The 19,240-nt window shown below is 58.6% G+C and carries 19 protein-coding genes; 8 read left to right on the top strand and 11 right to left on the bottom strand.

The features are described 5' to 3' along the window. Positions 1-103 precede the first annotated feature (103 nt). Positions 104-442 carry a type II toxin-antitoxin system RelE/ParE family toxin gene (locus EQV96_RS17980; protein ID WP_095038729.1) on the bottom strand — a complete coding sequence of 113 codons (339 nt, stop codon included), beginning with the start codon at positions 440-442 and terminating at the stop codon, positions 104-106. Continuing rightward, a complete protein-coding gene (locus EQV96_RS17975) occupies positions 411-680 on the bottom strand; it encodes a type II toxin-antitoxin system Phd/YefM family antitoxin (protein ID WP_169916159.1) in 270 nt (89 codons plus the stop codon). The genes EQV96_RS17980 and EQV96_RS17975 overlap by 32 nt, the downstream gene beginning before the upstream one ends. A gap of 153 nt (positions 681-833) precedes the next feature. Here EQV96_RS17975 and EQV96_RS17970 point away from each other — a divergent pair, with 153 nt between their 5' ends. After that, on the top strand, positions 834-1,184 hold the full coding sequence (locus EQV96_RS17970; protein ID WP_095017744.1) for a DUF1493 family protein: 351 nt from the start codon (positions 834-836) through the stop codon (positions 1,182-1,184). A gap of 176 nt (positions 1,185-1,360) precedes the next feature. Here the strand turns inward: EQV96_RS17970 and EQV96_RS17965 are convergent, their stop codons facing one another. The 3 genes from EQV96_RS17965 to EQV96_RS17955 form a co-directional block, all read right to left on the bottom strand. Beyond that, positions 1,361-2,902, bottom strand: a complete 1,542-nt coding sequence (locus EQV96_RS17965; RefSeq protein WP_095017745.1) for a phosphoenolpyruvate carboxykinase — start codon at positions 2,900-2,902, stop codon at positions 1,361-1,363. Positions 2,903-3,081: 179 nt separating this feature from the next. Then, positions 3,082-3,984 carry an Hsp33 family molecular chaperone HslO gene (hslO, locus tag EQV96_RS17960; RefSeq protein ID WP_095000809.1) on the bottom strand — a complete coding sequence of 301 codons (903 nt, stop codon included), beginning with the start codon at positions 3,982-3,984 and terminating at the stop codon, positions 3,082-3,084. Between the two features lie 145 nt (positions 3,985-4,129). After that, on the bottom strand, positions 4,130-4,537 hold the full coding sequence (locus EQV96_RS17955; protein ID WP_240882222.1) for an RNA-binding S4 domain-containing protein: 408 nt from the start codon (positions 4,535-4,537) through the stop codon (positions 4,130-4,132). A gap of 268 nt (positions 4,538-4,805) precedes the next feature. Here EQV96_RS17955 and EQV96_RS17950 point away from each other — a divergent pair, with 268 nt between their 5' ends. Together EQV96_RS17950 and rimK are read left to right on the top strand one after the other, a co-directional pair. Further along, on the top strand, positions 4,806-5,255 hold the full coding sequence (locus tag EQV96_RS17950) for an ATP-dependent zinc protease (protein ID WP_169916200.1): 450 nt from the start codon (positions 4,806-4,808) through the stop codon (positions 5,253-5,255). Beyond that, complete coding sequence (gene rimK, locus EQV96_RS17945) at positions 5,252-6,157, top strand: 30S ribosomal protein S6--L-glutamate ligase (RefSeq protein WP_016783140.1); 906 nt, start codon at positions 5,252-5,254, stop codon at positions 6,155-6,157. Before EQV96_RS17950 ends, rimK begins: the two co-directional genes overlap by 4 nt. A 69-nt stretch (positions 6,158-6,226) precedes the next feature. Here the strand turns inward: rimK and EQV96_RS17940 are convergent, their stop codons facing one another. Next, positions 6,227-7,540: an ATP-binding protein gene (locus tag EQV96_RS17940; protein ID WP_016783139.1), complete on the bottom strand. Its 1,314-nt coding sequence runs from the start codon at positions 7,538-7,540 to the stop codon at positions 6,227-6,229. Positions 7,541-7,654: 114 nt separating this feature from the next. After that, positions 7,655-8,395 carry a two-component system response regulator OmpR gene (gene ompR, locus EQV96_RS17935; protein WP_095000806.1) on the bottom strand — a complete coding sequence of 247 codons (741 nt, stop codon included), beginning with the start codon at positions 8,393-8,395 and terminating at the stop codon, positions 7,655-7,657. 359 nt (positions 8,396-8,754) lie between these two features. Here ompR and EQV96_RS17930 point away from each other — a divergent pair, with 359 nt between their 5' ends. The 4 genes from EQV96_RS17930 to EQV96_RS17915 all read left to right on the top strand — a co-directional run bounded on the left by EQV96_RS17930 (position 8,755) and on the right by EQV96_RS17915 (position 13,864). Continuing rightward, on the top strand, positions 8,755-11,076 hold the full coding sequence (locus EQV96_RS17930) for a Tex family protein (protein ID WP_095026355.1): 2,322 nt from the start codon (positions 8,755-8,757) through the stop codon (positions 11,074-11,076). Further along, positions 11,076-11,459 carry a PaaI family thioesterase gene (locus tag EQV96_RS17925; protein ID WP_240882221.1) on the top strand — a complete coding sequence of 128 codons (384 nt, stop codon included), beginning with the start codon at positions 11,076-11,078 and terminating at the stop codon, positions 11,457-11,459. Before EQV96_RS17930 ends, EQV96_RS17925 begins: the two co-directional genes overlap by 1 nt. Positions 11,460-11,657: 198 nt before the next feature. After that, on the top strand, positions 11,658-13,241 hold the full coding sequence (gene gshA, locus EQV96_RS17920) for a glutamate--cysteine ligase (protein WP_095000803.1): 1,584 nt from the start codon (positions 11,658-11,660) through the stop codon (positions 13,239-13,241). A gap of 359 nt (positions 13,242-13,600) precedes the next feature. Next, positions 13,601-13,864 (top strand): DUF3077 domain-containing protein, encoded by a 264-nt coding sequence (locus EQV96_RS17915; protein WP_095000802.1) that lies wholly within the window; start codon positions 13,601-13,603, stop codon positions 13,862-13,864. Positions 13,865-14,082: 218 nt separating this feature from the next. Here the strand turns inward: EQV96_RS17915 and argA are convergent, their stop codons facing one another. Both argA and argE read right to left on the bottom strand, forming a co-directional pair. Next, on the bottom strand, positions 14,083-15,381 hold the full coding sequence (gene argA, locus EQV96_RS17910) for an amino-acid N-acetyltransferase (RefSeq protein ID WP_095017751.1): 1,299 nt from the start codon (positions 15,379-15,381) through the stop codon (positions 14,083-14,085). Positions 15,382-15,514: 133 nt separating this feature from the next. Beyond that, a complete protein-coding gene (gene argE / locus EQV96_RS17905; protein WP_095000800.1) occupies positions 15,515-16,657 on the bottom strand; it encodes an acetylornithine deacetylase in 1,143 nt (380 codons plus the stop codon). Positions 16,658-16,815: 158 nt separating this feature from the next. Here argE and EQV96_RS17900 point away from each other — a divergent pair, with 158 nt between their 5' ends. Next, positions 16,816-18,204 carry a CYTH domain-containing protein gene (locus EQV96_RS17900; protein WP_095020142.1) on the top strand — a complete coding sequence of 463 codons (1,389 nt, stop codon included), beginning with the start codon at positions 16,816-16,818 and terminating at the stop codon, positions 18,202-18,204. A gap of 46 nt (positions 18,205-18,250) precedes the next feature. Here EQV96_RS17900 and EQV96_RS17895 read toward each other — a convergent pair whose 3' ends face one another. Both EQV96_RS17895 and bamE read right to left on the bottom strand, forming a co-directional pair. Next, complete coding sequence (locus EQV96_RS17895; RefSeq protein ID WP_095000798.1) at positions 18,251-18,820, bottom strand: lipocalin family protein; 570 nt, start codon at positions 18,818-18,820, stop codon at positions 18,251-18,253. 21 nt (positions 18,821-18,841) lie between these two features. After that, a complete protein-coding gene (bamE, locus tag EQV96_RS17890; RefSeq protein ID WP_016783130.1) occupies positions 18,842-19,096 on the bottom strand; it encodes an outer membrane protein assembly factor BamE in 255 nt (84 codons plus the stop codon). Positions 19,097-19,240: the final 144 nt, after the last annotated feature.

Genomic DNA, 19,240 nt, shown 5'->3' with positions numbered 1-19,240 from the left:
CACACGCGCAAAACTTTAACGCCAAGTTTGCAGACGATCGAGAAAAGGTCGGGGCAAATTGAGAGAGGATGATACAGGTGTGTTTTGAAATTACCCGATATCACTAGTGCAGACGCTTCTTCGCGGCGATATAGACAGCATTGTCATCACGACGACCGACACCAAGCACCAGAACTATCAGACGGTTATCAATCACTTCATACACCAGCCTCACCCCGCTGGCACGCAGCTTGATTTTGTAACAGTTCGGCATATTCCTGAGCCCGGCGGCTGGAACCTTTGGGGACAACAAACGGCACTTGAGCTTCTTTAGTAGCTGGATCTGGAGCACCTTATCCAGCTTTTCCAGCTCCTTTTTTGCTTCAATTTCGAACTCAAGGGTATAAGTCTTGATTGCATCTGCCTGCGACTCAGTTTTTCTCGGCAGTTGCGATGAGCTCATCAATTTCGACCTTGATTGTAGGATTGCCACGCCGCTCTTTGACCAACCTGGCCAATTCAGCGTCGTCGATCATCTCCAGCAACAGCTCGTAGCGCTCAGGGGAAAGAATATAAAACGCAGGTTCGTTACGATTGAGAATGACCATTGGGTCACCACCGCTTTCACGATAAGTACCCATAGGGTCTTTTTTCAGATCTGTTACTGACGCAGCGACTTTAGCGAGCATGGCGAATGTCATGATATGGCCTCATGCCTATGTATACGGAAAGACTCATCTGCTAAATCTGTAAGCTGCTGAGCCAACACAATCAAGCACTAAAAATAGCACTTTTAACAGCGCCATAAAAGACACTCCAACAAACGCTCACACTGAAAATCGGGACAATGAATAATGAACCTCGCCCCAGACCTCCCGGATACCCCCACCCTGCGTGAACTGCTGCAGTTGCTGCATGAAGAAATCGGTTTGCCGGAGCACAAGACCATCAGCCTCAAGACCGCGATCAATGCTGATTTGGGCTGCAATGGCGCGGATGCCCAGCATTTGATAGAAGCCCTGGAAGAACGTTTTGGCCTGGAACTGGCGGACTACGATGCCTATCGCTATTTCCAGCCCGCCGGTAATGACCCGCACCTCAAGCGCAAGGCCAAGGGTCGGGAAAGCAAAGTACCGCTGACCATCGGTATGCTCTACGCGGCGATCTGCAGCGGACAGTGGGATACCCAAGGCCTGGAGGCCTAGGCATGTGGGAGCAGGCTTGCTCGCGATGCAGACGCTGCGGTTTTGTCTGATTCACCGCCGCGATGCCATCGCGAGCAAGCCCGCTCCCACAGGATGTATACCCACAGAAAAATTCAGGCACAAAAAAGCCGCCTTTTCAGGCGGCTTTTTTGTGGATCAACACACTGACCGAATACTTACGCCTTCGGGCCGGCTGCCTTGATCGCGTCGCTGACGTCGAACTTCTTGAAGTTCTCTACGAACAGGCCAGCCAATGCTTTGGCAGCTTCGTCGTAGGCAGTTTTGTCAGCCCAGGTGTTGCGCGGGTTGAGCAGAACAGTCTCAACGCCAGGTACGGCTTTAGGCACGTCCAGGTTGATGATGTCCAGGTGCTCGGTTTCAGCGCCGATCAGAGCACCGCTCTGGATCGCAGCAATCACCGCACGGGTGGTCGGGATGTTGAAGCGCTTGCCAACGCCGTAGCCACCGCCGGTCCAGCCGGTGTTCACCAGGTACACCTTGGAGCCGAAGCCACGGATGCGCTTGATCAGCAGCTCTGCGTATTCACCGGCCGGACGCGGGAAGAACGGTGCGCCAAAGCAGGTGGAAAAAGTCGACTTGATGCCGCTGCCCGAACCCATTTCAGTCGAGCCCACCAGTGCGGTGTAGCCAGACAGGAAGTGGTAGGCCGCTTGCTCTTCGCTGAGGATCGACACAGGTGGCAGTACGCCAGTCAGGTCGCAGGTCAGGAAGATCACAGCGTTTGGTTCGCCGCCCAGGTTCTTCTCGGAACGCTTGGCAACGTGCTCCAGCGGGTAAGCGGCGCGGCTGTTCTGGGTCAGGCTGACATCGGCATAGTCAGGGTGACCGGCAGCGTCGAGCACAACGTTTTCCAGAACAGCGCCGTGCTTGATGGCTTTCCAGATAACCGGCTCGTTCTTCTCCGACAGGTCGATGCACTTGGCATAGCAACCGCCTTCGATGTTGAACACCACACCCTCGCCCCAGCCGTGTTCGTCGTCACCGATCAGGTAACGGCTTTCATCGGCGGACAGGGTGGTTTTACCGGTGCCGGACAGACCGAAGAACAGGGTCACGTCGCCTTCTTCGCCAATGTTGGCAGCGCAGTGCATCGGCAGTACGTCAGCAGCAGGCAGCAGGAAGTTCTGTACCGAGAACATGGCTTTTTTCATTTCACCGGCGTAACGCATGCCGGCGATCAGCACTTTTTTCTGGGCGAAGTTGATGATCACGCAACCGTCAGAGTTGGTGCCATCACGCTCAGGCACGCACTCGAAGTTGGCCACGTTAAGCACTTGCCACTCATCACGACCGGCAGGGTTGTACTTGGCCGGGTTGATGAACAGGCAACGACCGAACAGGTTCTGCCAGGCAGTCTGGGTGGTCATTTTCACGGCCAGGTAGTGGTCTTCGGAAGCACCTACATGCACGTGGGAAACGAAATGCTCTTGCGCGTTGTTGAACGCCTCGACGCGGTCCCACAGGGCATCGAACTTGTCGGCCGGGAACTTGCGGTTGATCGGGCCCCAGGCAATGGCAGCCTGAGTGGACGGTTCTTCAACAATGAAGCGGTCAGCCGGCGAACGGCCTGTACGGTGGCCAGTTTCGACAACCAGTGCGCCATTGTCGGCAAGCACGCCTTCACCACGGTTCAGGGCTTCTTTGACCAGATCGTCGATGCTCAGATCGGTGTACACGGCGTTATTAGCTTGCGTCATGAGGTTCCCCGTCGGCCATTGGCCGAGTGCGCCAAACGTTTTGTAGTAGAAAAGTTTGCACTACTACCGCGAAAAAAGTGGGCCGGATTATGCCAGAAAACCCCAAAAAGAGTAGGCCCCACCTGTCAGAACCGCGCAAGAACGGGCTTTGACAGGTGTTTTACCTGAGCTGAAACGTTTTAGTGATGAGTGCCTGAAGGGGATTCAACACCTGCGCCAGCGAACAATTGATCGACATCTGCTGCATCAAACAGGTAACGCTCGTTGCAGAACTGGCAATCGATTTCGATATGACCGCCATGCTCGGTCACCAGATTGAGCGCATCGGCATGACCCAGGCTGGTCAGGGCATTGCCCGAACGCTCACGGGAGCAACTGCACTTGAATTCAATGGCCTGATTATCAAACAGGCGCACGGTTTCTTCGTGATACAAACGGTGCAGGATGGTCTCGTTATCCAGCCCCAGCAGCTCTTCTGATTTGAGCGTATCGCCCAGCATCAGCAGGCGGTCCCAGCTGTCGACGCGCTCGTCTTCATCCTTGACCACATCGGCAGGCAACTGCTGCAGGAACATGCCCCGCGCACGCTGGCCATCAGCAACCAGCCAGAAGCGGGTCGGCACTTGCTCGGACATCACGAAGTAATTGGTGAAGCAGTCAGCCAGGGTTTCGCCGTTCAGGTCCACGATGCCCTGGTAGCGCTTGCCGACCACCGGATCGATGGTAATGGCCAGCACGCCATTAGGCAGCAGATCAGCCAGCGTGGCATCGGCAGCAATCTGGTCGGCGTCAAAACGGGCCAGGCCGCGTATTTCCCGGTCGCTGGTGCATTCGATCATCAGCAGCGGCACCGGGCCTTCGGAACGGGCCTGCAGGCTCAGCAAGCCATCGATTTTCTGGTTGCCCACCAGCAACGCAGCCGCAGCCATCAGCTCGCCCAGCAATTGCTGGACCGGCTGTGGATAAGCGTGCTTGGCCAACACGTCAGCGTAGCTGTGCTCCAACGAGGCCAGTTCGCCGCGGGCGTCGCTGGTATCGAACATAAAGCGTTGTGTGGCATCGGTTTTGTGTAAGTCGGACATAAGAATAGAGTTCTGAATTGGTGACAAAATGTGTAAGCGCCATTAAATATCGTGCAGGTCTGATGACCCTATATGGCGCCATACCTGAATGATTACAAGCTATGCAGCCACGGACTCGACGTACGGCTTGCGGGCCCTGGCCAGCTCACTCGCCCCCACTGGCGTCATGAAACTGATGCAGTTGGCGCCGCTGCTTCTTGGTCGGTTTGCCATCAGTCGTGATGCCCATGGCCCCGGATTTGCGCATGGCAGCCGCGTTTTCGCGCTTGGCGATGCTTTGTTCGGTTTCGGCGTACAGCAATTGGGCTTCAGGGGCGCCACGGCGGACCACAGACAGCGCTTTGACTTCGACAGTGCGCTCTTCAAGGCCAACACGAATTTGCAGTTCATCGCCCAGGCGAGGTTCTTTGCTCGGCTTGCAGCGCTCACCCCGGCAATGCACCTTGCCGCTTTCAATCGCGGCCTTGGCCAGTGCCCGGGTCTTGTAAAAACGCGCCGCCCAGAGCCACTTATCCAGGCGAACCTTGCCGTCCTCTTCCTGCTTTTGCGCCACTGGAATTCCTCTTCACTTGAATAGTCAGAACTGTACTACTACTTGCAATGAACAACTGAAGCATTCGCCCCGATAGAATGCCTGCCTGCCGAGTAGCGGACACGCAGATAACTGTCGCCATTTGCTGAATATTCTGCGTGAATGCTCTTTGTACATTGCCAAATCGGCATCGCCGATTGCTTTACCTGCAGGGTTCCTCCTGCGGCCTGAATACGTTAATCGCTGGTTACTTATATTGAAGACTTTTGATCACTTGACCGTTGTCGGTCTGCGCGAGTGGGTGGCGCTTCCCGATTTGGGAGTCGCCGGCCTGCGCGCGAAAATCGACACCGGTGCCAGTACTTCCAGCCTGCACGCTACCGAAATCGAGCCTTTTGTGCGCGACGGTGTCGAGTGGGTACGTTTCAATGCCCACCTGGGCACCCTGGTACAACTGCGTCACCGTCACTGTGAAGCGCCTTTGGTGGCAATTAAAACCATTAAAAGCTCCAATGGCCACACCCAGGTTCGCTATGTGATCCGCACCGGCCTGGCGCTGGGTGATAGGGTCTGGCCGGTCGAGTTCACCCTCGCCTGCCGCAAATCGATGCGTTATCGCTTGTTGCTGGGCTCAAAAGCGTTGATCGACGGCCAATTGGTCGTCAACCCTGCACTAAAATATGTACAAGACAAGCCGGAATTCCCGGTCACTACTACCTCTGCCACAGGTGTTGCATGAAGATCGCTGTGCTGTCGCGTAACCCGCGTCTGTATTCCACTCGTCGTCTGGTTGAAGCCGGTACCGAACGAGGCCATGAGATGGTAGTGATCGATACCCTGCGCGCCTATATGAACATAGCCAGTCATAAGCCGCAGATTCACTATCGCGGCAAGCCGCTGGAAGGCTTTGATGCGGTGATCCCGCGCATTGGCGCGTCAGTCACGTTCTATGGCTGCGCGGTGCTGCGCCAGTTTGAAATGATGGGCGTGTTTCCGCTCAACGAATCGGTGGCAATTGCTCGCTCGCGGGACAAATTACGTTCGTTGCAGCTGTTGTCCCGGCGTGGCCTGGGTTTGCCGGTAACCGGTTTTGCCCACTCACCGGATGATATTCCCGACCTCATCGAAATGGTCAACGGCGCTCCGCTGGTCATCAAGGTGCTGGAAGGCACCCAGGGCATCGGCGTGGTGCTGTGTGAAACCGCTACCGCCGCCGAGTCGGTGATTGAGGCCTTTATGGGCCTCAAGCAAAACATCATGGTGCAGGAATACATCAAGGAGGCCGGGGGTGCCGATATTCGCTGCTTCGTGGTCGGTGACAAGGTGATCGCGGCCATGAAACGCCAGGCCAAACCTGGAGAGTTCCGCTCCAACCTTCACCGGGGCGGCAGCGCCAGCCTGATCAAGATCACCCCCGAAGAGCGCATGACCGCCATTCGTGCGGCCAAGGTCATGGGGCTGAGTGTGGCGGGTGTCGATATCCTGCGCTCCAACCACGGCCCGCTGGTGCTGGAGGTCAACTCATCGCCAGGCCTGGAAGGCATTGAAACCACCACCGGCAAGGATGTGGCCGGGATTATCATCCAGCACCTGGAAAAAAACAGCAGCCCGCATATGACCCGGACCAAGGGCAAAGGCTGACAGCGCATCAACCCTTGGGTGAGCAGACTTGTTGTGGGAGCGGGCAAGCCCGCTCCCACAGGGTCAAAGCTATACCGCCCCTCTTGGCAACATAAGCCCCAGCGGCAAACGTACACGGGCTTCAAGCCCTCCGCCGCTGCGGTTACGCAGCTCGACATTGCCACCATGCATGGAGGCAATCCGCTTGACGATCGCCAGCCCCAGCCCCGTACCTTTACCGCCACGGGCACGGTCACCGCGGATAAACGGGTTGAAGATATCTTCCAGCTCCGCAGGATCAATCCCTGCCCCCCGGTCCATCACACTCAGCACCACATACGGCGCGCTGACATCACCCGATACGTAAGCCGCAACCTCCACGTCTTCGCCAGCATGGTGCAAGGCATTGCCGATCAGGTTGTTGAGCAAACGCTTCATCGATACCCGACGTAGCGCAAACGGCTGAATCGGCTGCAGACGCAGGCGCACCTGCTCTCCGTTCTGGTTATAGGGTGCCACCACTTCACGGATCAATTCACACAGATCAACCTCTTCAACCGGCTCGTCACGGCCGTCACGGATAAAGGCCAGGAACTGGTCGAGAATCGCGTCCATGTCCTCAATATCACGCACCATGTCGTCGGTCAGGTCGTTGTGGTTGCCCATCAGCTCCAGAGACAGACGCAAGCGGGTCAGCGGGGTGCGCAGGTCATGGGACACGCCTGCAAGCATCAGTTCTCGCTCGCGGCCCGCCTGTTCGACGTCTTCAGCCATCTGATTGAAGGCGCTATACACCTCCGTCATTTCGCTGGGCGTGTCGCCGACAGGCAAGCGCACGCTGCGCCCCTGCCCCAACTGGCGAGCTGCATACACCAGACGCTTGAGGGGCTGATTAAGCTGGCTGACGAAAATCCACGCCGAAGCAGTGGACAACAAGCCGATGGCTAAAAACCAACCCAGTACATTCCAGATTTTTTGCCCACGCAGAGGATGCGGATATAAAGGCACTTTCAACCAGCCATCCCCCAGGCTCGGGGCACGCACCCACAGCGCAGGGGATGTGTGCATACGCAAGCGCACCTCTGTATCGGGGCCAAGCTCGGCCTGCATCTGACGCTGATAAATCTCGCTGTAAGGCCAGTGCTGTTCACCCTCGGGTACACCTCCGCCCACGACGCGAACCAAATCAACGGCATCGATGATCTTGTTGCGGTTTTCCTCATCGGCGGCCCAATAGGCACGCAGGGTCAGCGCCACGCCGTGGCTGTACTGGCGGTCAACCAGCACGTCCTCGTTCATAAGCAGATAAACCAGCGTCAGGGCCTTGGAAAACAGCACAACAATCAGGACAAGCCAGAGTGTGCGCGAGAAGAAACTTTGGGGGAACCAGACAGGGGTTTTCATAGACAGCCGCTTTTATACTTTGCAGGAGCGAGCCCCGAGGCCCGAAAAAAAGATAAATCGCGAGCCACACGGTACCAGACAGCACCAGTGCGACTCGCTCCTACAAATGATCTGTCATTTGGTTGCGTTGCCATCCGGCACGAACACATAACCCACGCCCCAGACGGTCTGGATATAGCGGGGCTTGGACGGATCCGGCTCGATCATGCGGCGCAAACGGGAAATCTGGACATCGATTGAACGCTCCAGCGCATCCCACTCACGACCACGGGCCAGGTTCATCAGCTTGTCGCGGGTCAATGGCTCGCGGGCATGCATGACCAGGGCTTTAAGTACCGCAAACTCACCCGTGGTGAGCATGTGAACTTCGTCGCCACGTTTGAGTTCGCGGGTTGCCAGGGACAACTCGTAATCACCGAATGTCACGCTTTCGTCTTCGCTACCCGGCGCACCCGGCACCGGCGGCGCCTGACGACGCAATACCGCACGCACACGGGCCATCAGCTCATCGGGGTTGAAAGGCTTGGCCAGATAATCGTCGGCACCCAGTTCCAGGCCCTTGATACGGCTAAGTTCATCACCTTTGGCTGTCAGCATGATGATCGGCACGCGATTGCCCGCTGCACGCAAACGGCGACAGGCTGACAGGCCGTCTTCGCCGGGCAGCATCAGATCCAGCACCACAAGGTGGTACATTTCGCGGGCCAGCCGACGATCCATGTCCGCTGCATTGGTCACGGAAGTGGCGCGATAACCCTTGCTGGAAAAGAAACGTACCAGCAAGTTGCTCAGCCCAGGATCATCATCAACGATAAGGATTTTTTCGCCTTCAGACGTTTGTGCAGTGCTGCTCATTAGGATGCTCCTGTGATCTCGGCGCGCATTATGGCTCAGCCGCTGCGATACGCATTGTGTGCATTGTTAGCAGATTTTTCTTCCTTAAACATTAGACCAGGTAATGAGACCACCGCGCGCAATCCCCTGAATCCGGGAACGCTGGTTATAATGCGCGGCCTTTTGTGTCGGGCAATCTCGAACTTTCAATGGTTGTGCCAGTATTTATTTTTTCAACATCTGGCGTAATCAGCTGACTTCACGGGTCAACAGGCTGCCCTTTTGGCCCAGGCAGCGGCCCCTTCCGGGCTGCTCAACCAGCCTCGCAAGCCTTCAAGCCCGGGCCTGCGAGCCTGCATCACATTTTGTCAGGTGGTTTTATGGACAGCATCAACAGCCGCATCGCCGAAGAACTCGGCGTGCGCCCGCAGCAGGTCGAAGCGGCCGTCGCTCTTCTGGATGAGGGCTCCACCGTACCCTTCATCTCTCGGTATCGTAAGGAAGTGACCGGCAGCCTGGATGACACCCAGTTGCGTCACCTCGAAGAGCGCCTGCGCTACCTGCGCGAACTCGACGAGCGGCGCGTCAGCATCCTCGCCAGCATCGAAGAACAAGGCAAGTTGACCCCCGAACTGGCCCGCGACATCAAACTCGCCGACACCAAGACCCGCCTTGAAGACTTGTACCTGCCGTACAAGCAAAAGCGCCGCACCAAGGGCCAGATCGCCCTGGAAGCTGGCCTCGGCGAGCTGGCAGACGGCCTGTTCAACGACCCGACACTCACGCCAGATGCCGAAGCTGCCCGTTTTGTCGACACTGAAAAAGGTGTGGCTGACGTCAAGGCAGCCCTTGATGGCGCCAAGTACATCCTCATGGAGCGCTTCGCCGAAGACGCCAGCCTGCTGGACAAGCTGCGCAGCTTCCTCAAACAGGAAGCCATCCTCAGCGCCCGCGTAATTGCCGGCAAGGAAGAGGAAGGCGCCAAGTTCCGCGATTACTTCGAGCACGATGAACCGCTCAAAAGCATGCCATCGCACCGCGCACTGGCGATTTTCCGCGGTCGCAACGAAGGCATTCTGAGCTCGTCGCTCAAAGTCGGTGAAGAATTGCCCGGCACGATGCACCCCGGCGAAATGATGATTGCCCAGCGCTTCGGTCTGGAAAATCAAAACCGCCCGGCTGATAAATGGTTGAGCGAAGTGGTGCGCTGGACCTGGAAGGTCAAGCTCTACACCCACCTCGAAACCGACCTGCTGGGTGAATTGCGCGACGCCGCTGAAACCGAAGCCATCAATGTATTCGCCCACAACCTGCACGACCTGCTGCTGGCCGCGCCGGCTGGCCCGCGCGCCACCCTGGGCCTGGACCCGGGCCTGCGCACCGGTTGCAAGATTGCCGTGGTCGATGCCACCGGCAAGCTGCTGGAGTACGCCACCGTGTACCCGCACGTGCCGCACAACAAGTGGGACCAGACCATTTCGGTCATGGCCGCCCTGTGTGCCAAGCATTCGGTCGATCTGATTGCCATTGGCAACGGCACTGCCAGCCGCGAAAGCGACAAGCTGGTCATCGATCTGATGAAAAAATACCCGGCCCTGAAAGTCACCAAAGTGATGGTGTCCGAGGCCGGTGCTTCGGTGTACTCGGCATCGGAACTGGCAGCCAAGGAATTCCCGGATCTGGACGTTTCGATCCGTGGCGCCGTATCGATCGCCCGCCGCCTGCAAGACCCGCTGGCCGAACTGGTGAAAATCGACCCTAAATCCATCGGTGTCGGCCAGTACCAGCACGACGTGTCCCAGCTCAAGCTGGCACGCGGCCTGGACGCTGTGGTTGAAGACTGCGTGAACGCCGTGGGCGTGGACGTGAACACGGCTTCGGTAGCACTGCTCGCGCGAATTTCGGGCCTCAATGCCACACTGGCGCAAAATATCGTGGCTCACCGCGACGAAAACGGTGCATTCAAAACCCGTGCAGCGCTGAAAAAAGTCAGCCGTCTGGGCGAAAAAACCTTCGAGCAGGCGGCAGGTTTCTTGCGCGTGATGAATGGCGACAATCCGCTGGACAGCTCGGCGGTTCACCCCGAAGCCTACCCGCTGGTCAAACGCATCGCTACGGACACCGAGCGGGACATCCGCTCGCTGATCGGCGACGCCGGGTTCCTCAAGCGTCTTGATCCGAAGAAATTCACCGACGAGACCTTCGGCCTGCCGACGGTGACCGATATTCTCCAGGAGCTGGAGAAACCAGGCCGCGACCCGCGCCCGGAGTTCAAGACCGCCGAGTTTCAGGAAGGTGTCGAAGACCTCAAAGACCTGCAACTGGGAATGATCCTGGAAGGCGTGGTGACCAACGTGACCAACTTCGGGGCTTTCGTCGATATCGGCGTGCACCAGGACGGTCTGGTGCATATCTCGGCCTTGTCCGAGAAATTCATCAAGGACCCGCGCGAAGCCGTGAAAGCCGGTGATGTGGTGAAGGTCAAGGTCATGGAAGTCGACATCCCGCGCAAACGCGTAGGCCTGTCGATGCGCATGAGCGACACCCCGGGCGAGAAAATCGACGGTGCTCGCGGCGCACGTCCGGGCTCGGCCCCGCGCCAGCAAAGCTCGGCACCGCGCAAGGAGAGCGTTGCCGCCGCACCGACCAATAACGCCATGGCCTCGTTGTTCGCCAACGCCAAACAGTTGAAGAAACGCTGATGGCCCTCCCGGACGGCTTGACCCAGAGCGCCTTCAGCCAGTTGCTCGGCTGCCGCGTGCAATCGCTGGAAGACGGTGTGGCGCATGTTGCGCTGAGCCTGGAGCCGCAATTGCGCAACCGCGCCGGCAAGCTGCACGGTGGTGTGTTGTTCAGCCTGGTGGACATCAGCATGGGCCTGGCCTGTTCCAGCACCCATGGCTTCGATCAGCAGAGCGCGACCATTGAGTGCAAAATCAACTACATTCGCGCGGTGGCTGAAGGCGAAGTGATATGTATCGCCAAGGTCATCCACCCCGGGCGACGCACGCTGGTCGTCGAAGCGGATGTTATGCAGGGCGACAAGCTGGTCGCAAAAGCACAAGGCACGTTCGCTGTCCTGTAGCGGCCAACGGCTGATTTGAGTTAATTTCGGCACTGCCAATGCAGTGCCGAAATGCGCTTGGAGCGCCGCGGCGCCGAATCAGGGACGGAACTGAGCGATGCCAACAAAACCAGGCGACCACGCCAGTTTCAACTTCACCCTTGTAGACCGTCCTGACCACCCCCATATTGGGGCGACTGACGCGTGAAGGAATCCAACTTGAGCCAACTTCTCAACCGCCGCCTGGCTCTGCTCAGCGAGCGCGCCAACCTCTCTCTTCTGGAGCAGTGCCTGCACGGCATCGAGCGCGAATGCCTGCGCGTCACGGCCGATGCTCGCCTGGCGCAAACCCCGCACCCGGAAGAACTGGGCTCGGCCCTGACCAACGATCAAATCACCACCGACTATTCCGAGTCGCTGCTGGAGTTCATCACCCCGGCCCTGCCTGATCCGGCGCAGACGCTGGCCAGCCTCGACAAGATCCACCGCTTTGCCTACAGCAAGCTCGGTAACGAGTTCCTGTGGAGCCCTTCGATGCCGTGCCCGTTGCCGGCCGAAGAAGATATTCCGATTGCCTACTACGGCACGTCCAATATCGGACAGCTCAAGTACGTTTACCGCAAGGGCCTGGCCCTGCGCTACGGCAAGACCATGCAATGCATTGCCGGCATCCACTACAACTTCTCCCTGCCAGAGGCCCTGTGGCCAGTGCTGATGCAGGCAGAGGGTTTTGTCGGCACCGAGCGCGATTATCAGTCCGACGCCTATATCGCCCTGATTCGTAACTTCCGTCGCTACAGCTGGCTGCTGATGTACCTCTTCGGTGCTTCGCCTGCGCTGGATGCGGGCTTTTTGCGCGGTCGTTCGCACCAGTTGGAGCAACTGGATGCCGACACGCTCTACCTGCCCTATGCCACCAGCCTGCGCATGAGCGACCTGGGCTATCAGAGCAACGCCCAGGCAGGCCTGACGCCGTGCTACAACAACCTCGACAGCTACACCGACAGCCTGCGCAAGGCAGTGGCCACACCTTATCCGCCGTATGTAGAAATCGGTACGCACAAGGATGGCGAGTGGGTGCAGTTGAACACCAACATCCTGCAGATCGAAAACGAGTACTACTCCAACATTCGCCCCAAGCGCGTGACCTACACCGGCGAGCGGCCGATCCAGGCCCTGGTGTCCCGTGGCGTGCAGTACGTTGAAGTGCGCCTGCTGGATATCAACCCGTTTCTGCCGGTGGGCATTGATTTGCCTGAAGCGCGTTTTCTGGACGCCTTCCTGCTGTATTGCGCGCTGCAAGACAGCCCGCAGTTCGACAGCGCAGGCTGTGGCAGCTGCTCTTCCAACTTCCTCAGCGTAGTCAAGGAAGGTCGCCGTCCGGGCCTGCAATTGCAGCGTGATGGCGCAGCCGTTGACATGAAGGAATGGGCTACCGAGCTGCTGGAAAAAATCGCGCCGCTGGCCGCCTTGCTCGACCAGAGCCAGGGTGGCGATAACCACAGCAAGGCAGTCGACGAACAGCTGGCGAAGATCAAGGACGTGTCGCTGACGCCGTCTGCCAAAGTGCTGGCCAGCATGGCCGAGCACAAGGAGAGCTTCGCTCAGTTCTCGATGCGCCAGAGCCTGGCCCATGCCGAGTTCTTCCGCAGTGAACCGTTGAGTGCTGAAGATCAGGCTGCGTTTGAAGAGAAAGCGCGCAAGTCACTGCTCGAGCAGGCCGAGACCGAACAAACGGAAGAAGGCGACTTCGACCTGTTTGTGGCTTCGTACCAGGCGAGTATTTTGGCGATCAGTAACTAGGCAGATCAAAAGCCCCTTACCCTAGCCCTCTCCCGGAGGGCGAGGGGACAGACCGGTGGTGTTCGTGCGAGCGCGGGCGGTCAGTTCCTACGCCCACTGAGGCAAGGGACGGCTTACGGGTTTTACAGCAAAGCGTACTGTGCACCGTCACTGAAAAAACAGTGACCGGGCCTGGAAACCCGGGTAACAATATTCGCCTTAATGCCATCAATCCCTGTTTTTATGTGCTATGGCGGCTGTACGCGGGAGGTCTTCGGACCTGCCGGGTTCCTATTGTCCCGGTTTCCAGCCTGCGTACAGCTGCCACCTTCGCCTGGAAACGAAAGTGACAGCTCTTAATTACTTTAGGAGCGCGCTAAATGGCTGATCATCCCCCAATCAAAACTCTCGGCACTGTCACCTTCGGCCCCTGCGGCCAGGACAACCACGAGCTGTTCCGCGTCAACCCCGACATACCGCTGCGCCAGGCGCTGGAGCAGGTGTCGGCGTTGCTTTATTGCGCAAAAAAACTGGCGCTGGATGCCGCGCTGGACAAGAACTGCGAGCGCCATGCCTGGGCTTCACATTACTTGTGCGACATGGGCAAGGCGGTAATAGATGATGTGTGTTTGCGGGAGTTTTGACGGGGCTTGTTGAGCACCGCAGTTGCAGTTATCCGTAGCAGCTGACGAGTGGAACGAGGCTGCGTTCGGTTGCGCAGCGACCGTAAAACCAGAGTTCCAAGTTTAACTGGCACACCACGGTGTTTGACTTTACGACGGCTTCGCCGCCGAACGCAGCCTCGTTCCACTCGTCAGCTGCTACGAATCTTCTCCAGCCCAGAGCCTGAACAGCTGGCGCCTTACAGCGCTTTCTCAAAGATCTTCGAGTTACGCTGGTAGTTGTACAGCGACGCCCGCGCCGCCGGCAGGCGCTCTACACCGCTAGGCTCAAACCCGCGCTCACGGAACCAGTGAGCAGTGCGCGTGGTTAACACGAACAAGGTTTTCAGCCCCTGGGCACGGGCGCGGTTTTCAATACGTTCGAGCAACTCATCGCCACGACGGCCATGACGGTACTCCGGGTTCACCGCCAGACACGCCAGCTCCCCCGCATCCGAATCGGCAATCTGGTACAGCGCCGCACAGGCGATGATCATGCCTTCGCGCTCCACCACACTGAACTGTTCGATCTCACGCTCCAGCACTTCACGCGAACGACGCACCAGAATGCCCTGCTCTTCCAGCGGGCTGATCAATTCAAGCAGGCCGCCGACGTCTTCAATCGCCGCCTCCCGCGTAACTTCAAATTGTTCTTGCGCCACCAGCGTACCGCCACCGTTACGGGTGAACAGCTCGGTCAACAGCGCACCGTCTTCGGCATAACTGACGATATGGCTACGAGCCACGCCGCCACTGCAGGCCTCGGCGGCGGCTTCCAGCAATTCGGCCTGGTAGTCACTGCCCAGACGTTTCATATGCGCCGGCACCTGTTGGGGACGCAACTCACGCACCAACCGCCCTTCGGCATCGAGCAAACCCGATTCAGCACCAAACAGCAGCAGTTTGTCCGCCGCCAGGTCGATGGCGGCACGGGTGGCGACGTCTTCACAGGCCAAATTGAAAATCTCACCGGTGGGCGAGTAACCCAAGGGCGACAGCAGCACAATCGAACGCTCATCGAGCAGGCGGTTGATGCCCTTGCGGTCCACCCGGCGCACTTCGCCGGTATGGTGAAAATCCACACCGTCGAGCACGCCGATCGGCCGCGCAGTGACCAGGTTGCCGCTGGCTACGCGCAGACGCGAACCCTGCATCGGCGAAGACGCCATGTCCATCGACAAGCGCGCTTCAATCGCAATGCGCAGTTGCCCGACAGCATCGATCACGCATTCGAGCGTTGATGCATCGGTGACACGCATGCCCTTGTGGTAATACGGCACCAGGCCACGCGCCTCAAGGCGGCTGTCGATCTGCGGGCGCGAACCGTGGACCAGCACCAGACGCACACCCAGGCTGTGCAACAGCACCAGGTCGTGGACGATATTGCCAAAGTTGGGGTGTGCCACACCGTCGCCAGGGAGCATGACAACAAAGGTGCAATCGCGGTGGGCATTGATGTAGGGAGACGCGTGACGCAACCAGTTAACGTAATCGTGCATAACCAGAGCCTGTAGAAAATAAATCGCCTAAAAAGGGCTAGAACAGCAAACGCACAACGGGCTGATGGCTATCGTCGAAACATTGTTGGCAACACGCGGCTCTCCTTGTGGATAAATCGTATGGGTATCTTCACTATTTCAGACAATAGTGTTCGATCAATTGAGTCAGTAGACGTACTGTCGGCTGCAAACGTGACATTTCCAGGTATTCCCCTGGTTGATGCGCACAGGCGATGTCACCCGGGCCCAATACCAGCGTTTCGCAACCAAGCTGCTGAAGATAAGGCGCTTCGGTGCCAAACGCTACTGCTTGCGCACGATGCCCGGTGAGGCGCTCAGCCACGCGCACCAACTCGGCATCGGCATCCTGCTCGAAGGGCGGCACTCCGGCGGCAATGGGCGCGAAATCGATCTTCACCTGATGACGCTCGGCCAGAGGTTGCAGCTTGCTGCGGATAATGGCCCGCAGCGCATTCGGGTCCATGCCCGGCAGCGGGCGCAGGTCAAATTCAAGCGAGCACTGGCCGCAAATCCGGTTGGGGTTGTCGCCGCCATGGATACAGCCAAAGTTAAGGGTCGGTTGCGGCACGCTGAACTGCGGATTGCGGTACTCATTGAGCCACTGCTGACGCAACCCCTTAAGTTCGCTGATCGCGTCGTGCATGGCCTCCAGCGCGCTGTGGCCCAGGCTTGGGTCGGATGAGTGACCGCTCTGCCCGAGGATCTCGATGCGCTCCATCATCACGCCCTTGTGCATGCGGATCGGCTTGAGCCCGGTCGGTTCACCAATCACCGCAGCACGGCCCAGCGGGCGACCAGCTTCGACCAGCGCCCTGGCCCCGGCCATCGAAGTTTCTTCGTCACAGGTGGCCAGAATCAGCAGTGGCTGCTTGAAGGGCTGATCGAGCAAAGGCCGCACTGCTTCGATCACCAGCGCAAAAAAGCCCTTCATATCGCAACTGCCAAGGCCAACCCAGCGGTTATCCACCTCTGTCAGCTTGAGCGGATCGGTCTGCCACAGCGCTTCATCGTAGGGCACGGTGTCGCTGTGCCCGGCCAGCACCAGCCCGCCGGGGCCACTGCCAAAACTGGCGAGCAAATTGAATTTGCCGGGGCTGACCTGCTGGATATCGCAGTTGAAACCCAAATCGCCAAGCCAGCTGGCCAGCAAATCGATCACCCCGCGGTTGGACTGATCCAGTGTCGGCTGGGTGCAACTGACCGACGGTACGGCGATCAAGGCAGCGAACTGCTCTTTCATGGAAGGTAAGGGCATGCGCTGACTTCCTGTAGGCGGGGCGAGGCCCATCATAGAGCTATCTGCGCCGCAGAATAAACCCTCGCGGCCCGCCGGGGCGGCGAGTCCTGTACACTGCACGGCCTTGGCAGCCACACTTTTTCCCGGCTGCGCAACCGTTCCTGGATTTTCCGGCCATGCAAAAAGAAACCGAAATCAAACTGCGCGTCAGCCGCGAAACCCTCGCCGCCTTGCGCGAGCACCCTTTGCTGAAAAAGCGCAACAAAAGTGGCTGGGAAAGCCGTGAGTTGTTGAACCAGTACTTCGATACACCTGAGCGCGACCTGGCCAAGGCCAAGGTTGCCCTGCGCCTGCGCCGTGATGGCGAAGACGTGATCCAGACCCTCAAGACCCGCGGCGAAAGCGTTGCTGGCCTGTCCGTACGCAACGAGTACGACTGGAACCTGCCCAAAGCCAAGCTCGACATCAAGAAGCTCGACGGCGAATGCTGGCCACAAGAGCTGGCCGAGCTGGACAAAAAAACTCTCAAGCCCATTTTCACCACGGATTTCGTACGCGAACGTGCTGAAATTTCCTGGGGCCGTGGCAAAGCCAAAGTGGTCATCGAAGCCGCTCTGGACCTGGGCCATGTGATTGCCGGCAAGCAGAAGGAAGAAATCTGCGAGCTGGAGCTCGAACTGCGCGAAGGCGAGCCGTCTGCCCTGCTGGAACTGGCCGCCGAACTGGCCGAGAAGCTGGCCCTGATGCCGTGTGATATCAGCAAGGCCGAGCGCGGCTATCGCCTGTTCGACGCCAACAGCTACGCCGTCACCCTGCCAGCCCCGGTGCTGGCGCCAGAAACACCCCTGGACGATGCCTTCGTCGCCCTGGCCTGGCACTTGCTGGGCAATAGCCAGCGCCTGGCCGAGCAGTATCGCTTCAATGGCCACTGGCGTTTGCTGCAAGACTGGGTTCAGCAATTGATCGACCTGCGTGCACTGGTCAGCAGCCTGGGTCAAGCCGCACCACGTCAGTCCACCAGCGCCTTGCGCGCTGCGCTGGACGCCCTGCTGGAAGACTGGCGCCCGCTGGTGCAGATCGGTCAGGACGACGAAGATGTGCGCAAAGCCGCACCGGAGCAGTTCCTCGAGGAACTGGAAGACCCGCGCTGGGGCCAGTTCTCCCTGAACACTTCGCGCTGGTTGATGGAGCGCAGCTGGACTGTGGACCGTGGCACCACCCGGGGCAACCGTCAGGGCGCTGCGCAGCTGCAAAGCTGGTTGCCGCGGTTGTTGTCGGACGAAGCGATTGCCTTGCGTCTGAACCGATACCAGCAGCAACCCGAAGACCTGGCCGAGCAACTGCCGCGCATCGAGCGTATTCAGGCCTGGCTGCGTCTGGCGCGTAACGTGCTGGAAATCCCGGAACTGGACCGTCTGTACGGCGAGATGAACAAGCTGCAGGAACTGGCCAACCTGCCGATTTCTGAAGACGCCGAGAGCAACGACGAACTGCTCAACGCCCGCAAGCAGCAAGCCATCGCCGTGTACCAGAACCGCGCCTGGAAGACCCTGCTGCGCGCTTAAGCGCCCGGCCTGTGTCCCTCAGCGCCTGCTGAGGGACATTCCTGCCTTACTTCGTGCCCTTGGGCATGTCCGCATCCGGCGTGCGCCAGATCAAGCGTGTGGTGTCATAGCCTTGCTGCTGAGCCTTGCTGAGCAACTCGTCACGGGTTTGCTGATCAACCTGCGGTTTACGCGACAGCAACCACAGGTATTTACGGTCGGGATTGCCTACCAGCGCCGTGCTGTAGTTGTCGCCCAGGTACAACACCCAGTAATCGCCCTTGGTCACACCCGGCAAAAGGGTCGATACCCAATTGTCGAACTCGACCCACAGCTTGTCGGTCTTGCCCTCCACTTGCGGCGTTGCCGTGCCCCTGGCCTCCTCCCACTTGCCCTCTGCGGTGCGGCAACGGTTCAACACCGCCACGTCGCCATCCGGCTTCAAGCTGTAATGGGCTTCGGACTGCGCGCAATTGCGCTGAAAGAACATCGGCAATCGCGCCAATTCATACCAGGTGCCCTGATAGCGCTTGAGGTCGACACTGGAGACGGTGTTGGGCGCCAGCGAATCGCTGCTGGAACTTGCACACCCGCCCAATAACAGCGCAGCCCCGAGACTGACTAAAAGACGTTTCATCGTAAACGCTCCTGATCGGTCTTACTTCAAACCCTGGCCCGAGAAAATCAGCACTTTGTCGCCTGCGTACTGCACGCTGATAAAGCTCTTCTGATCGCCCCAGGTGCAGCTCGACATGCCCAGCGCGCCCGAGCAATCGGTCGGGGTGCCCAGCAACTGCTCGACTTCGGCCTTGGTCATGCCGGTCGACAGTTTCGAGTAGTTTTGCTGATTGATTTTGCTGCACGCGGCCAGCAAGACACAGAACGACAACAACGCCAGAGAACGCAACTTCATGGAAAGCTCCTGAGAAAGAAAGTCGGCAGCGCCGCTTGATCCAAGCTTAGAAGAGAAAAGCGCAGGCTGGTTCCCGCAGGACGCAGGGATTTATTTCAGGAGGGATAACAACAGTGGGAACGGGCTTGCTTGCGATACAGGCAA

The sequence above is a fragment of the Pseudomonas sp. TMW22080 genome (genome assembly GCF_022496745.1).
Classification (GTDB): Bacteria; Pseudomonadota; Gammaproteobacteria; order Pseudomonadales; family Pseudomonadaceae; genus Aquipseudomonas; species Aquipseudomonas bubulae.
The sequence above is the reverse complement of the archived record's forward strand: the minus strand, read 5'-3'. Positions and strand labels throughout refer to the sequence as shown.